This is a genomic window from Pyrinomonas methylaliphatogenes, assembly GCF_000820845.2.
GTDB lineage: Bacteria > Acidobacteriota > Blastocatellia > Pyrinomonadales > Pyrinomonadaceae > Pyrinomonas > Pyrinomonas methylaliphatogenes.
Genome location: NZ_CBXV010000004.1, coordinates 134542 through 148108, shown reverse-complemented (window position 1 = coordinate 148108; position 13567 = coordinate 134542). Strand labels below are relative to the sequence as shown.

Below are 13567 nucleotides of genomic sequence, written 5' to 3'. Positions count from 1 at the left end.
TCGCCAAGCCGAATATACCTCTCCCCATCGCATGCCAGATCGGTTTAGACTGGAACGGCGATCGTTTTGATGATTTCGCGCAGGACGGCTTCGGCCTCTTCGCTCCGCCGCAAGGAGGAGGAGAAGCGAGAGTTGACGACCAAACGGTGTGCGAAAACTGGCATCACGAGCCGCTTGATGTCATCCGGGACGCAATAGGCGCGATTCTCGGTCAAGGCCAACGCCTGCGCCGCGCGGAAGAGCGCGAGCGTGCCACGCGGACTGACCCCGAGATCGAGCATCTCCGAGCGCCGCGTCGCATCAACGATGCGCAGCAGATAATCGATGAGCGCATCATCGACGCGCACTTGCGTGGCGATACGCCTCAACTCCCACACCTCTTCGCCGTTCATCACGGGGCGAAGCTCATCGAGCGGATCGCGCTTCGCGCGCTCGTGCAATATCCGTCGTTCCGCCTGCGCCTCGGGATAACCGATCCGCACGCGCAACATGAAACGATCGAGTTGCGACTCGGGCAACGGATAAGTCCCATGATGCTCGATCGGGTTCTGCGTGGCGATGACGACGAACGGTTGGGGCAGCGGATATGTCTCCCCTTCGACCGTGACGTGCCCTTCGGCCATCGCCTCAAGCAGTGCCGATTGCGTCTTCGGCGTGGTGCGGTTGATCTCATCGGCTAAGATGACGTTGGCGAAGATCGGACCAGCTTTGAACTCGAACTCGCCGGTCCGCTCGTTATACACGGATAATCCGATAAGATCCGAAGGCAATAGGTCAGACGTAAACTGAATGCGCTGAAAAGTGAGATCCAACGAGCGAGCGAGCGCCTGCGCGAGCGTCGTCTTGCCCACGCCCGGGACATCTTCGATAAGGATATGCCCGCCGGCGATGAGCGCGACGATCACCAAACGCACGGCTTCGGATTTGCCGTGAATGACCGTTTCGATCGCCGATTGTAATCGTTCGATCCGCGCGAAAGCCAGGGCCGCGCGCTCCTCTTCCCTATCCGCCAAACGTTTCATGCCGCACCATTTGCGCCCATTCTACACAACTAACGTCGCGTCTGCACGCCTTCCGGCCCCTCGCGCCGGTTAGCGCTCCCATCGCGATCGTAGTAAAATCTGTTCTCTGCGGTCTCACGCAACCGGATCTTTTCGGAACCCCGACCGCCCGTTGAGCGTGTTATACGTGTGGGGGAAGAGATGTCGAGAACGGAACGGACCCAACGCGGGTTCTCGCTCATCGAACTGCTGATCGTCGTCGCGATCATCGGCATTCTGGTGAGCATCATCGTACCCGCTTATCGCTCGAGCATCCGACGCGGCAACGAAGCGGCGGCGATCGGGACGTTGCGCACCATCCGCGATAGCCAGATCGACTATGCCATGTCGCACCGTGGCGAATACGGCACGTTCGATCAGCTGATCCAAGCCAAATATCTCGATCAACGCTTCGCGGGCGATCAGCCGGTCATCAGCGGCTACATCTTCAGACTGAAGGTGACGCCGAAATCAGGGACACAGCCAGCCTTCTTCAGCGTCAACGCCGATCCGCAACAGCCAGGCGTGACGGGCACGCGCTATTTCTACATCGATTCGAACGTCAGCGTACCGCGCGAAAACAGCGAACAACCGGCCTCGCCCGATGATCCGCCGATCGAATGAAAGATCCCTCATGCTTGACGCTCGGAAACATCTTTTGCTAGATTTTTTCTCCGAAGCCCGCTTAGCTCAGTGGTAGAGCACTCGTTTCACACGCGAGGGGTCAGAAGTTCGAATCTTCTAGCGGGCACCAGTTCGGATGCGAAGGGCTTTCCCTTCGCATCATCTTTTAGGCTAAGCATCTCGCCTTCCCGCCACTCAAGCATCATTCCCAAAAAACAGAGCGATTCGCCCTACGCTCGTCCGAATCAAAGGCAGTGCGCGTCGGGCAGGCGAACAAGTTCGCTCTATGCTCGTCCTAGCCAAGGCCTTTCTGGAGAGAGGAGCAGCGATCCGTCACTCGAGCAACACGGTCAAACTCCGCGGGCCATGGGCTCCGATGACCAAAGATTGCTCGATATCGGCTGTCTTCGATGGGCCGGCGATGAAGACGCCATAGCCGGAGGGCGGAACGAGCTTGTAAGCTTGGTGCATGTTCTCGACGATCGCGCCCCTCGACAGCAGAAGGATGAGATGCTCGGCGATGAACGGCACCGCGCGATGGATCATCTCCTCTTCGGGAACCCAAACGGCTCCGTTTTCAGCGACGCCGAAACGGCCCCTCAAGACCGCTAACTCGATCCGTCGCAGCTCATCTGTCGAACTTCGATCGCTTATCTCGATCCGCGAAAGAAGCGCGTTGCGCGAAGCGATCCGCTGACAACCAGGGTAAAGGATCGAGATCTGCTCTTTGAGATCGGCCTGCGGGGAAAGCGCGATCGCTCTGCCGCCCACTCTTTCGAGCGCGATCTTGAACTTCTCGACAAGGTCGATACCGGGCGGCCAAGAAAAATCTGGCACCGTCGGCAGCCGCGCGTCAGAGGGTCTGTTCCGTTTGATGCGTTGAAGGATCAAATCTCGACTGCTCATCCTCAAGATCCGAAGCCGCTCGAAAGGGCGCGTTAAGACTCCTTGCGCTCGTACTTTTGTCGATACCACTCCCTGAAACTCTCTCGCGGCACCGGCGGCAGCTCGCGCCCCAGCGCCCAGGCGTTGAAACGGTTCTTGACCAAGAAATTCGGGGCATGGGCGAGGAGTCGCCGCGCGATGGTTCCCGCAAGAGCGAACTTCACAGGGTCGGCCAAGATCGCGCCGAAGACCTTCAGCGCCAATCTCTTCTTAAGGGAAGCCTTCCGATCGCGCACGATCACCTGTCGCCATCGGTAGAGTTGCTCGTGCAGATCTATCTTGACCGGACAGACATCCGAACACGAACCGCACAGGGTCGAAGCGAACGGCAAACTCTTGTATCTTCCGGGATCGGTCCCGGGGGCGAGAACGGAACCGATTGGGCCGGGCACGATGAAGCCGTAGCTATGTCCGCCGCTACGCCGATAAACGGGACAGGTATTGATGCACGCGCCGCAACGTATGCAGTGTAAGGAGCGGCGAAACTCCTCGCGCCCCAACTGTTCGGAGCGCCCGTTATCGACGATGACGACGTGCATCTCAGCGCCCTCGCGCGGGCCGTGGAAGTGTGAGCTGTAGGTCGTGATCGGCTGGCCCGTCGCGCTGCGCGCAAGGAGACGCAAGAAGACGCCGAGGTGTTCGAGTTTCGGGATGATCTTCTCGATCCCCATGCAAGCGATATGTACGGGCGCGAGATTCACCCCGAGATCGGCGTTACCTTCGTTCGTGCAAACGACGACGCCGCCCGTCTCCGCGATAGCGAAATTGACTCCCGTGATCGCCGCATCCGCCGCAAGGAACTTCTCGCGCAAAGAGAGGCGCGCCATCTCGGTCAAATATTGCGGATCGCTCGCCCCTTTAGCCGTCCCCAGGTGCTTTTCAAAGAGCGCGCCGATCTCCTCTTTCCTCTTGTGAACCGCCGGTAGGACGATGTGACTCGGCGCTTCGCCGGCCAATTGAACGATGCGCTCGCCAAGATCCGTATCGATTACCGTGATGCCGCGCCGTTCGAGGAAAGAGTTCAAGTGGCACTCTTCGGTCAACATTGATTTGCTTTTGACCACGAGCCGCGCGCCGCGTTGACTTAAGATCCGGTGGACGATCTGGTTATGTTCCGCCGCGTCTTTAGCCCAGTGGACGGCGATGCGGCGGCGCGTCGCGTTATATTCGAACTCCATCAGGTACTCATCCAAATGGCTGAGCGTGTGCGCTTTGATTTCAGAGGCGAGCGCGCGGAGCTCTTCCCACTCGGCGATCTCGCGCGCGGCGCGGTCGCGCTTTTGTCTTACGACCCAAAGAGTTTGATCGTGCCACGCGACGCGCCCGGGATCCGCGTTGAACTCTCTGGCCGCGCTAGGGTGATCGATCATGATTGCCTCCGTTCAATATCTCGGCGATGTGCATCACTTCGATCGGGATCCGGTGACGCCGGATGATCCCTTCGAGATGCATGAGGCACGACATATCGCTTCCGGTGAGGACTTCCACCCCATGCCGCTGGTGGTCCAGCACGCGATCCAATCCCATGCGCACTGAAACCGCCTCTTCCGTCACGCAGAACGTGCCGCCGAAACCGCAGCATTCATCGCGCCGATCCAGCTCGACTAACTCCAATCCCTTGATCCTCTTGAGAAGAGAGGAAGCGACGCCGCCCCATTCATCGCTCAACTCGGAAGACTGGGCCAGTCGCAGACCACGTTGCGCGTGACATCCGATGTGCAAGCCGACTCGGCGAGGGAAGGCGAAATCGAACCCCTCGACGCCGATGACCTCCGATAAGAACTGGCATAGCTCGTAGGTCCTGGCGCGCACATGTTGCACTTCAGGCGTCTGCTCCGCACGCGCGAAATGATGGCGCACGTGATAGACGCAACTCCCCGAAGGGGAGACGATATATTCGTACCCGGCGAATGTCTCGACGAAATGGCGATAGACCGCGAGCGCGTAATCTTCGCCGCCCGCATTCGCCAGCGGCTGCCCGCAACAGGTCTGCGCCAGAGGGAATTCCACCTCCAGCCCCTGTTTTTCCAACAGCTCGAGCGTCGCGCGCGCGACGCGCGGATAGAACTGATCAACATAACAGGGGACGAACAGAGCGACCTTCATGATCTCGCCCGAGAGATGCCAGTTCGAGCTCCCGATTTTACCGCTAAGTCAACGCCCGATCTAGATGAACATAGCCGCCATCGACAAAGATATGTTGCCCAGTGATGTGACCGGCCCTGTCAGACAGAAGGAAAACCACGACGGAAGCGATCTCTTCAGCCGTCGTCATCCTCTTCCCCAGCGGGATCTTCGCGACGATCTGCCGCAGCTTCTTCTCCGGATCATCGAACGTCTCGAGCCATTGACGATAAAGCGGCGTCATCACTTCTGCCGGGATGACGGCGTTGACGCGCATCCCGTAAGGCAATAGTTCCACCGCCCATTCGCGCGTCAACGCCAGAATCGCCCCCTTGGCCGAAGCGTAACCGGAAGTTCCGCCCTGTCCGGTCACCGCCGTCTTCGATCCGATATTTATGATCACACCGCGCCGCCCTTTCAAATACGGCACAGCGTAGTGCGCCATATTGTAATAGTGGAGCAGATTGCGCCTGAGCGATGCTTCGTATTCGGCTGGGCCACCGTGCTCCAATCCGACCTTATCGTTCACTCCGGCGTTATTGACGAGGGCATCGACCCGCCCGTAACGTTCGACCGCCGCGGCGACGGCGCGACGACAGTTCTCAGCAGAGGTTAAATCCAGCACGACCGCGTGGCAATCCAGTTCGCGGCTCAGGCTTTGCGCCGCCTCCTCATCACGGTCGATGACGACGGGGATGGCCCCCTCGTCTCGCAACGCACGCGCGATGCTCGCGCCGATCCCTTTCGCCCCTCCGGTGACGATGACCACCTTTTCATGCAGAGCTAGATCCATATTGAACCTCGAAACCGCCCTCGTCGGATCGCGCCCTCGCGATGATCCGCGGAAACCTTCGATCGACTCCGTCCACTCGATCTTCGCCCGAAGACACTGGCGCGTGAGAGGTCCGACTCGATTTAGTCAGGCTTCACACCATAGACGCGCGCAGCGTTCTTGCCGAAGATCCCCGCCTTTTCTTCGACGGTCAAACTCTCCATGTAAGTTTCGATCAACTCCACGACCTGACGATAGCTAGCCGCCAACAGACAGACGGGCCAATCGGAGCCGAACATCACGCGCTCCGGACCGAAAGCTTCGAAGACGACATCGAGATAGGGACGGAAGTCATCACGCCGCCATCCTCGCCAATCCGCCTCGGTCACTAAACCGGAGACTTTGCAGTAAACGTTCGGGTGGCGCGCGATCGCTCTGATCCGCTCGGCCCATGGCGAGATGATCCGCTCGCGAATCCGCGGTTTAGCGATGTGGTCCAGGATAAAGCGCTGCTCCGGATGCCTTTCGACCAATTCGATCGCCGCTGGCAGTTGCCGTTCGTAGATGAGGATGTCGTAAGTGAAACCGAACTCCTTGAGCGCCGCGATGCCGCGTGAAAAATCATCGCGCAACATGAAACGATCATCCGGCTCCGCTTGAACGATGTGGCGGAAACCGCACAGCTTCTCTTCGCGCGAGAAGCGCGCGAGCCGTTCGCTGATATCTTCGGCGCAGAGATCGACCCATCCGATTACCCCCTTGATGAATGGATGACGCGACGCCAGATCCAGCAAGAATCGCGTCTCCTCTTCCGATTGCGCAGCCTGCACGGCGATCGAACCATCGACGCGATTCGCTTCCAACTCAACGCGCAATTCGTCCGGCAAAAAGTCGCGCTTCAAGACGGCCATCTCATCCGTGATCCAGGTGTCGCGCGCCGGATCATAATGCCAAAAATGCTGATGCGCATCGAGCCTCATGTTCCTCTTTCCCGCTTCAAGTTTCAGCCAGTCGCCGCACATGGCGCAAGCGGTCCACCACCGCCGCCAAGACGATGATCGCGCCGATGATGATCTCCTGCACGTAATTGGGCCACCCCATCTGCTGACAGCCGTTGCGTAAGAGAGCCATGATCAATGCGCCGACCATCGAACCGAGGATGCTCCCCTCGCCGCCGCTGAGGCTCGCGCCGCCGATGACCACGGCGGCGATCACATCAAGCTCCGTGCCGACGGCGACAGTCGGATCGCCCTGCCTGAGGCGCGACATCTGCATGACGCCGGCGAGACCGAAGAACAGTCCGGCCAAACCGTAAACGCTCGTCTTCAAATTTTCGACATCGATCCCGCACGCCCGCGCCGCGGCCTCGTTCGACCCGAGCGCGAAGACTCTTCGGCCCCAGACCGAATTGCGCAAGATGGCCGCAACGATCGCGGCGAGCGCCAATGCCAACCAAACCCCCGGAGCGAAGAACATCCACCGGCGCGCTGGGAAGGTGACGGCCAGCTCATTGACCCAAGTCTCCGGCACGTTGACCGTTTGCTGCGCGGCCAACCACTTGGCTATGCCGCGCGCCGCGCCGAGCATGCCGAGCGTGGCGATGAATGGGATCACGCGCAAGCGCGTGATGACCAACCCGTTGATCACTCCGATCAGACCACCAGCGAGAACGCCCGCTAACACGGCGACTGAGGGCGCCCAACCGGCGCGCAGCCCGAGCGCGGTGACGACCCCGGTAAGCGCGATCGCCGAGCCGACCGAAAGGTCTATGCCGCCGCTGACGATGATGAGCGTCATGCCGATAGCTCCGACCGCGATGATGACGGTTTGGGCCGCGACGATGCGCAGATTGCGCGGGCTGAGATACTGGGCCGGGTCGGCGGAAAGCAAGGTGAAGACGAGGAGGACGAAGATCAGGCCAAGAAACGGGCCCACTCTGCCGAGCCACAATCTCACCCAAGATGGACCTGAGACGCGCGTCAACGCTTCTTCCGACGCGACGACGGAGATTTCATCCCGTTCTTCCATCTTTCAAGCCACCATATCAATCTACGCCTTTTGCTCCCGCATCTTCGTTTCGCTTGCCGCTGATCGCAATGCGCATGACCTCTTCCGGCGTCCACTCCTCAATGGGCCGCGCTGCCGAAAGCACGCCACGGCACATGACGGCCAATCGGTCACACATGCCGAATAGCTCCGGCAGATATGAACTGATCAACAAAACGGCACATCCGCGCGCGGCGCACTCTGCGATCGTCTCGTAGACCTTGAGCTTACTGCCGATGTCTATGCCGCGCGTGGGCTCATCCAGAAGCAGCACGCGGGCCCCTTGATGAAGCAGACGCGCGAGCGCGACCTTCTGCTGATTGCCGCCCGAGAGCGTGCCGACCGCCTGTGCGGGCGAACGCGCGCGAATGCCGAGCTTGTCCATCCAAGATCTGGCCTGCGCCTGCTGTCGCGTTCGATCGAGCCAGCCGAGTCGCGCGCAGCTTTCAAAGCGCGTCAACGTGATGTTATCCGCGATCGAGAGCGGAAGCGCCAATCCTTCGCCCTTGCGATCCTCGCTCAAGTATCCGAAGCTTTGGCGCAAACGGAGCGCTGGAGTCGCGCCGCGGACGACGAGCCGTTGCGTTTGAAAGATCAACGCGCCCGAGCGCGCCGGTTCGAGACCGAAGAGAGTTCGCACGAGCTTGGTCCTTCCGGAACCGATGAGCCCTGCGATCCCGAAAATCTCGCCAGCCCGCACCTCGAACGAAGCGCGTTTGAGCAGCGGCGGCGCGCACAGTTCGCGCACTGCGAGCAAGGGGGCGCCCGGCGCGCGCTTGCGCCGCGGATAAAGATCCTCGATCGCCCGCCCGACCATCTTGGCGATGAGATACTCGTCCGTGACAGTAGAGATCTCGCCTGAAGCGACGCTCGCACCGTCGCGCAAGACCGTGTAGCGTGTGGCGATGGCGCGCACCTCTTCGAGGAAATGGCTGATGTAGATAAAGCTCACCTGATCGCGCGCGCGCAGATGGCGAATCAGAGCAAAGAGGCGCTCGACATCATCGCGCTGCAGACTGCTCGTCGGCTCGTCCATCAGGATGATCTTCGCCCGCGCGGCAATGGCGCGGCATATTTCGACCACTTGACGCGCCGCGAGCGAGAGGTCCGCCACGCGCCGCGCCGGATCTATCTCCGGATGGCCGAAATCGCGCAACACTTCGAACGCCTTTCGCCGGGCCGCCTCGCGATCTAACCAACCGAAGCGCTGCGGTTCGTTGCCCAACAGGATGTTTTCGGCAACCGTCAGATGCGGGCACAAGGATAGCTCCTGATGGATGAGCGCGATCCCGCGTTGGCGCGCTTCGCGCGGCGTCTGCGGGAGATAAGGTTGCCCTTCGAGCTCCATCGCGCCGGCGTCCGGGCGCACCGCCCCTGCAAGCACATTCATCAAGGTCGTCTTGCCCGCGCCGTTCTCCCCGATGAGCGCATGAACCTCGCCACGCCCCAGCTCGAGCGTGACGCCGCGGAGCGCGACGGTCGAACCGAACCGCTTTTCGATTCCGAACAGCCTCAGCATAGACGGAAGAAGCGAACGCGCTTCATCTCAGATACTCATCGAGCGGCGGATGAAGCAACGCTTGCGCCTCCGCCGTCGAGAGGTTCTCCAGCGTGATGAGCATGACGCCGGTATCGATGCGCTTTTCGACCGGCTCGCCGCGCAGATATCGCACCATCGTCCGCACGCCTAGATAGCCCATGTTGAACGGATTCTGCACGACGAGGCCATGAAGCTGCTTGTTGCGGAGGGCCTCGATGAGCGATTCGGTCGCATCGAACCCGACGAAGAAAACGTGGCCAGCTTTGCCTATGTCCTGCAACGCCAGAAGCATCCCCGCCGTCGAAGATTCGTTCGGGCAGAAGATGCCCTGGATCTGTTCGCCATATCGGTTGAGCAGATTCTCCGCCGCCCTTTTGGCCGTGTCGCGCGTCGGTCCAGCATACTGGTCCGATGAGATCAGTTCGATGGCCGGATATCTCTCCTTCAACCTTTTGATGAAACCTTCCTCACGCTCGTGCGTGCTCGCTGACCCTTCCTGATAACGTAGAAGCAGAACCTTGCCCTTCCCCTGCAGTAATGAACCGAGCCGCTCGGCGGCCAATTCGCCGCCCTTGAAATTATCCGTCGCCACGAAGCTGACGATCGCCTCGGAAGCCAGAGCCGAATCGATGATCACCGTCGGAATCCCGGCGCGCCGCGCCTCTTCGACCGGGCGGACCAGCGCGCGATCATCAAGCGGCGCGAGAACGATCCCATCCACACCTTGACTGATGAAATTTTCGACGACCTGAATCTGCTGCTCGCGATCATCCTCGCGCAACGGCCCCTTCCAATCGACCGTCACCTGCACGCCCTCGCCCGAAAGCTCGCGCGCCGCCTTGAGCGCGCCGGCATGAATGCTCTTCCAGAACTCATGCGATGTCCCCTTCGGGATCACCGCGACCCGATAGCTCTTCGTCGCGCGCCCTGACCTCCCGCAACCGAACGCCACCAGGGCGAGGACGAGACAACCGATAAAACTCCAGAGCCTTCGCCTCATCTGCTCGCTCACGCTCCCCATCATTCGCGCGTCTCGGCATATCGCTCATAAGCGATGACGCGCTGAAAGGATGTGCCCAAACCATCGATCCCTGCTTCGACCACATCGCCATGGCGCAAATAGCGCGGTGGCTTGCGCCCCAAACCGACTCCAGCCGGCGTCCCCGTCGAAATCACATCGCCCGGCAAGAGCGTCATAAACTGGCTCGTGTAACTGATCAGGGTCGGGATGTCGAAGATCAGGTCGGAGGTGTTCGCCTCTTGCATCAACTCGCCGTTCACCTTCAACCACAGACGCAGATCGTGTGGATCCGGAACCTCGTCCCGCGTCACGAGATACGGGCCGAGCGGAGCGAACGTGTCGCAGCTTTTGCCTTTCACCCACTGCCCGCCGCGTTCCAACTGATACTCGCGCTCGCTGTAGTCATTATGCAGCGCATATCCGGCAACGTACGCGATCGCCTCGTCTCGCTCGACGTACTTCGCGCGCCTTCCGATCACCACGGCCAATTCCACTTCCCAATCGGTCTTCTCCGATCCCCGCGGCAGAATCAGATCATCGTTGGCCCCGCATAAAGCCGAAGTCGCTTTGAAGAAGAGCACGGGTTCGCGCGGAATTGGCGCGTTCGTCTCCGCCGCATGGCCGCGATAGTTCAGCCCGACGCAAACTATCTTCGATGGACGCGCGATGCAGGGTCCGAACCGCACCGCCTCGTCAACCGCCGGACATCGCTCAGCCTCCTTCTCCAACCATCGCGCCAAACGATGCAATCCGTCGGTCGCAAAGAAATGTTCGTCGTAATCTTCGCCAAACGCGCTCACATCCAGATGGCGCCCATGCCACACGACGCCCGGCTTTTCTCGTTCCACCGCCCCAAAGCGAAAAAGCTTCATCGAACCTCCTTTTACACGAAGAGATCCCCCTCGACCGGTCCAGTCGTCCTCACTGTCGCAACTTGCGCGAACGCCCCCTTCGCCCGCACTAGCCGCGCAGAGTCATAAAACCGCCATCGATCAGATAGTCAGCCCCCGTGATGAACGAAGCCGCATCCGAACACAGGAACAGGGCCAGCGCGGCGACCTCTTCAGGGCGCGCCATTCGCCCGATCGGCTGCGAGCGCGAAAGAGCCTCTAACACCTCCCGCTCGCGCCCGGGGTACTTCTCTCGCACGAAACCTTCGACGAACGGCGTGTAAACGCGCGCCGGCGAGATGCTGTTGCAACGTATGTTGTAAGCCAGATAATCCCTCGCCACCGAACGGGTCATCGCCAACACCGCGCCCTTGCTCATCGAATAGGCGAAACGATCGGCTAACCCGGCCGATGCGGCGATCGAGGCGAGATTCAAGATCACGCCGCCGCCCGTCTCTTTCAAATGCTCGATGCAAGCGTACATGCAGTTGTAAACGCCTTTGACGTTGACGCTGAAGATGCGCTCGAAATCCTCTTCCGTCGTCTCCTCAAGCTTCCCGACATGCGCGATCCCGGCGTTATTGACGAGGATGTCTATCTTGTGCTCGCGCGTGATCTCGCCGAAGACGCGCACGACCTCTTCTTGCCGCGAGACGTCGCATCGGCGGGCTACACTGCGCCCGCCAGCTTCGCCGATCTCGCGCACCACTTCGTCCATCCGTTTCGCATCGAGATCGAGCAGATGCACATAAGCGCCGTGCGTCGCGAACGTCACGGCGATCGCGCGCCCGATGCCCGAAGCGCCGCCGGTGACGACCGCCACCTTGCCGTCCAATCGGAAGTTTTCCATAGGCTGAATCTTCAAAGCGATACACCGCGTTTCCACGGGATGAAATCATCCTGACCGAGCAATTCGGCCTTGGTCCAAACCTCTCCGCTGGCGACGCGGATCACAAACTCCAATATCTCTTCGCCCGTCTGCTCGATCGTCTTCTCGCCGCGAACGATCCCGCCGCAATCGAAATCTATGATGTCGCTCATCCGTTCAGCCAGTTCGCTGTTCGTCGCAAGCTTGATGACCGGCGCGATGGGATTGCCGGTCGGCGTCCCCAACCCGGTCGTAAAGAGCACGACGTTGGCTCCGGCTCCGACTTGCGCCGTCACCGCCTCGACATCATTGCCGGGCGTGCATAGCAGGTTGAGTCCAGGCTCAGTCACGCGCTCGGGATAATCGAGCACGTCCATGATGGGCGAAGTCCCGCCCTTGCGCGCTGCGCCGGCGGATTTCATCGCATCGGTGATCAGCCCGTCCCGGATGTTGCCGGGCGATGGGTTCATGTCGAAGCCCGATCCGACCGCACGCGCCCGCTCCTCGTAAGCGCGCATCAGATGGACGAACCGCTCGGCTACCTCATCGCTCACACACCGATCGATCAACTCCTGCTCGACGCCACATAGCTCCGGAAACTCCGAAAGGATCGCCCGCCCGCCGAGCGCCACGACCAAATCGGCGACATGCCCGATCGCGGGATTGGCCGAGATGCCCGAAAAACCATCGGAACCGCCGCATTTCAGGCCGACCGTCAAAGCGGAGAGCGAAGCGGGCTGCCGCCGTTGCTCGTTCGCTTCGACGAGCCCCAAGAACGTCGCCTTGATCGCTTCGATCAACATCTCCCGCTCCGAACGGCTCCGCTGCTGCTCGAAGACGAGGAGCGGTTTGGCAAACCGCGGATCGCGCCGCGCGATCTCCTCGCGCAACATCGCCACCTGCGCATGCTGACAACCTAAACTCAAGACGGTCGCGCCAGCGACGTTCGGATGCGTGATGTATCCGGCGAGCAATCCGCACAAGGCGCGCGCATCCTCGCGCGTGCCGCCACAACCGCCCTCGTGCGTCAGGAACTTCACGCCATCGACTTCGGCAAAGAGACGAGAATGGCGTCGGTCCGAATCCCGCTCCGCAGGCGGACGATAGCCCTTCAGCTCCTCCGTGCGACCTTCGCGATAGAGCTTAACCAGATCGGCCACGACCCGTTGATAGACCTCAGGCCCAGCAAATCCCAACTCCTTCGCGAAAGCCTGTTTGATGACTTCGACGTTGCGGTTCTCGCAGAAGACGAGCGGGATGACCAGCCAATAATTGCGCGTGCCCACCCGGCCATCCGCGCGATGGTAGCCCATGAAGGTTCGTTCGCGCCATCGCGCGACGTCCGGCGGCACCCACACGTACTGTCCCGCTCGACGTTGAAAGGGCGAAGCGGCGTGGCGAACGTTGCGCGTCGTCAGCAGTTCGCCGCGTTTGATCGGCAGGATGGCCCGCCCGACGATGACGCCGTACATGCGCACAGGGTCTTCGGGCGCCAGATCTTCGAGGGCGAACTTGTGTTTAGCGGGCACGCGCGAGACGAGCGCGATCTCCTCGCGCTCGAAGCTCAGGCGCTCGCCCGCGGCCAGATCGACCAGCGCGACGGCGACGTTATCGGCGGGATGTATCTTGAGCGCTCTTCTTCGCATCCGCTTCGGGGCGCGGCGTTGTTATCGGTAACAAAGGGCCGCCGCCCGTCT

Annotated in this window: 13 protein-coding genes and 1 tRNA gene; 2 read left to right on the top strand and 12 right to left on the bottom strand. The window is 60.8% G+C overall.

The window, feature by feature from the left end:
* Positions 1-44: 44 nt before the first annotated feature.
* Positions 45-1022 carry an AAA family ATPase gene (locus PYK22_RS05215; RefSeq protein WP_041975102.1) on the bottom strand — a complete coding sequence of 326 codons (978 nt, stop codon included), beginning with the start codon at positions 1020-1022 and terminating at the stop codon, positions 45-47.
* Positions 1023-1202: 180 nt separating this feature from the next.
* Here PYK22_RS05215 and PYK22_RS16405 point away from each other — a divergent pair, with 180 nt between their 5' ends.
* Complete coding sequence (locus PYK22_RS16405) at positions 1203-1664, top strand: type IV pilin protein (protein WP_157770685.1); 462 nt, start codon at positions 1203-1205, stop codon at positions 1662-1664.
* Positions 1665-1719: 55 nt separating this feature from the next.
* A tRNA-Val gene (locus tag PYK22_RS05205) sits at positions 1720-1794 on the top strand.
* Positions 1795-1997: 203 nt separating this feature from the next.
* On the opposite strand, the gene PYK22_RS05200 is transcribed toward PYK22_RS05205, so the two are convergent.
* The 11 genes from PYK22_RS05200 to PYK22_RS05150 form a co-directional block, all read right to left on the bottom strand.
* Positions 1998-2570 carry a LutC/YkgG family protein gene (locus PYK22_RS05200; protein ID WP_041975101.1) on the bottom strand — a complete coding sequence of 191 codons (573 nt, stop codon included), beginning with the start codon at positions 2568-2570 and terminating at the stop codon, positions 1998-2000.
* 32 nt (positions 2571-2602) lie between these two features.
* A complete protein-coding gene (locus tag PYK22_RS05195; protein ID WP_041975100.1) occupies positions 2603-3979 on the bottom strand; it encodes a lactate utilization protein B in 1377 nt (458 codons plus the stop codon).
* A complete protein-coding gene (locus PYK22_RS05190) occupies positions 3963-4715 on the bottom strand; it encodes a (Fe-S)-binding protein (RefSeq protein WP_041975099.1) in 753 nt (250 codons plus the stop codon). The genes PYK22_RS05195 and PYK22_RS05190 overlap by 17 nt, the downstream gene beginning before the upstream one ends.
* A gap of 43 nt (positions 4716-4758) precedes the next feature.
* Positions 4759-5526 (bottom strand): L-fucose dehydrogenase, encoded by a 768-nt coding sequence (locus PYK22_RS05185; RefSeq protein ID WP_041975098.1) that lies wholly within the window; start codon positions 5524-5526, stop codon positions 4759-4761.
* 122 nt (positions 5527-5648) lie between these two features.
* Positions 5649-6485, bottom strand: coding sequence for an amidohydrolase family protein (locus PYK22_RS05180; RefSeq protein WP_041975097.1), 837 nt, complete (start codon positions 6483-6485; stop codon positions 5649-5651).
* A gap of 16 nt (positions 6486-6501) precedes the next feature.
* Positions 6502-7533 carry an ABC transporter permease gene (locus PYK22_RS05175; RefSeq protein WP_083437623.1) on the bottom strand — a complete coding sequence of 344 codons (1032 nt, stop codon included), beginning with the start codon at positions 7531-7533 and terminating at the stop codon, positions 6502-6504.
* A gap of 16 nt (positions 7534-7549) precedes the next feature.
* Positions 7550-9070: a sugar ABC transporter ATP-binding protein gene (locus tag PYK22_RS05170; RefSeq protein ID WP_041975096.1), complete on the bottom strand. Its 1521-nt coding sequence runs from the start codon at positions 9068-9070 to the stop codon at positions 7550-7552.
* A gap of 22 nt (positions 9071-9092) precedes the next feature.
* Positions 9093-10091 (bottom strand): ABC transporter substrate-binding protein, encoded by a 999-nt coding sequence (locus PYK22_RS05165; RefSeq protein ID WP_041975512.1) that lies wholly within the window; start codon positions 10089-10091, stop codon positions 9093-9095.
* 20 nt (positions 10092-10111) lie between these two features.
* Positions 10112-10984, bottom strand: coding sequence for a fumarylacetoacetate hydrolase family protein (locus tag PYK22_RS05160; RefSeq protein WP_041975095.1), 873 nt, complete (start codon positions 10982-10984; stop codon positions 10112-10114).
* A gap of 88 nt (positions 10985-11072) precedes the next feature.
* On the bottom strand, positions 11073-11852 hold the full coding sequence (locus PYK22_RS05155; RefSeq protein ID WP_041975094.1) for an SDR family NAD(P)-dependent oxidoreductase: 780 nt from the start codon (positions 11850-11852) through the stop codon (positions 11073-11075).
* Between the two features lie 11 nt (positions 11853-11863).
* Positions 11864-13516, bottom strand: coding sequence for a UxaA family hydrolase (locus PYK22_RS05150; RefSeq protein ID WP_041975093.1), 1653 nt, complete (start codon positions 13514-13516; stop codon positions 11864-11866).
* Positions 13517-13567: the final 51 nt, after the last annotated feature.

Coding starts and splice junctions, on each gene's coding strand:
- PYK22_RS05215 (WP_041975102.1), bottom strand. CDS start 1,022: ATGAAACGTTTGGCGGATAGGGAAGAGGAGCGCGCGGCCCTGGCTTTC.
- PYK22_RS05175 (WP_083437623.1), bottom strand. CDS start 7,533: ATGGAAGAACGGGATGAAATCTCCGTCGTCGCGTCGGAAGAAGCGTTG.
- PYK22_RS16405 (WP_157770685.1), top strand. CDS start 1,203: ATGTCGAGAACGGAACGGACCCAACGCGGGTTCTCGCTCATCGAACTG.
- PYK22_RS05150 (WP_041975093.1), bottom strand. CDS start 13,516: ATGCGAAGAAGAGCGCTCAAGATACATCCCGCCGATAACGTCGCCGTC.
- PYK22_RS05200 (WP_041975101.1), bottom strand. CDS start 2,570: ATGAGCAGTCGAGATTTGATCCTTCAACGCATCAAACGGAACAGACCC.
- PYK22_RS05165 (WP_041975512.1), bottom strand. CDS start 10,091: ATGAGGCGAAGGCTCTGGAGTTTTATCGGTTGTCTCGTCCTCGCCCTG.
- PYK22_RS05185 (WP_041975098.1), bottom strand. CDS start 5,526: ATGGATCTAGCTCTGCATGAAAAGGTGGTCATCGTCACCGGAGGGGCG.
- PYK22_RS05170 (WP_041975096.1), bottom strand. CDS start 9,070: ATGCTGAGGCTGTTCGGAATCGAAAAGCGGTTCGGTTCGACCGTCGCG.
- PYK22_RS05195 (WP_041975100.1), bottom strand. CDS start 3,979: ATGATCGATCACCCTAGCGCGGCCAGAGAGTTCAACGCGGATCCCGGG.
- PYK22_RS05160 (WP_041975095.1), bottom strand. CDS start 10,984: ATGAAGCTTTTTCGCTTTGGGGCGGTGGAACGAGAAAAGCCGGGCGTC.
- PYK22_RS05190 (WP_041975099.1), bottom strand. CDS start 4,715: ATGAAGGTCGCTCTGTTCGTCCCCTGTTATGTTGATCAGTTCTATCCG.
- PYK22_RS05155 (WP_041975094.1), bottom strand. CDS start 11,852: ATGGAAAACTTCCGATTGGACGGCAAGGTGGCGGTCGTCACCGGCGGC.
- PYK22_RS05180 (WP_041975097.1), bottom strand. CDS start 6,485: ATGAGGCTCGATGCGCATCAGCATTTTTGGCATTATGATCCGGCGCGC.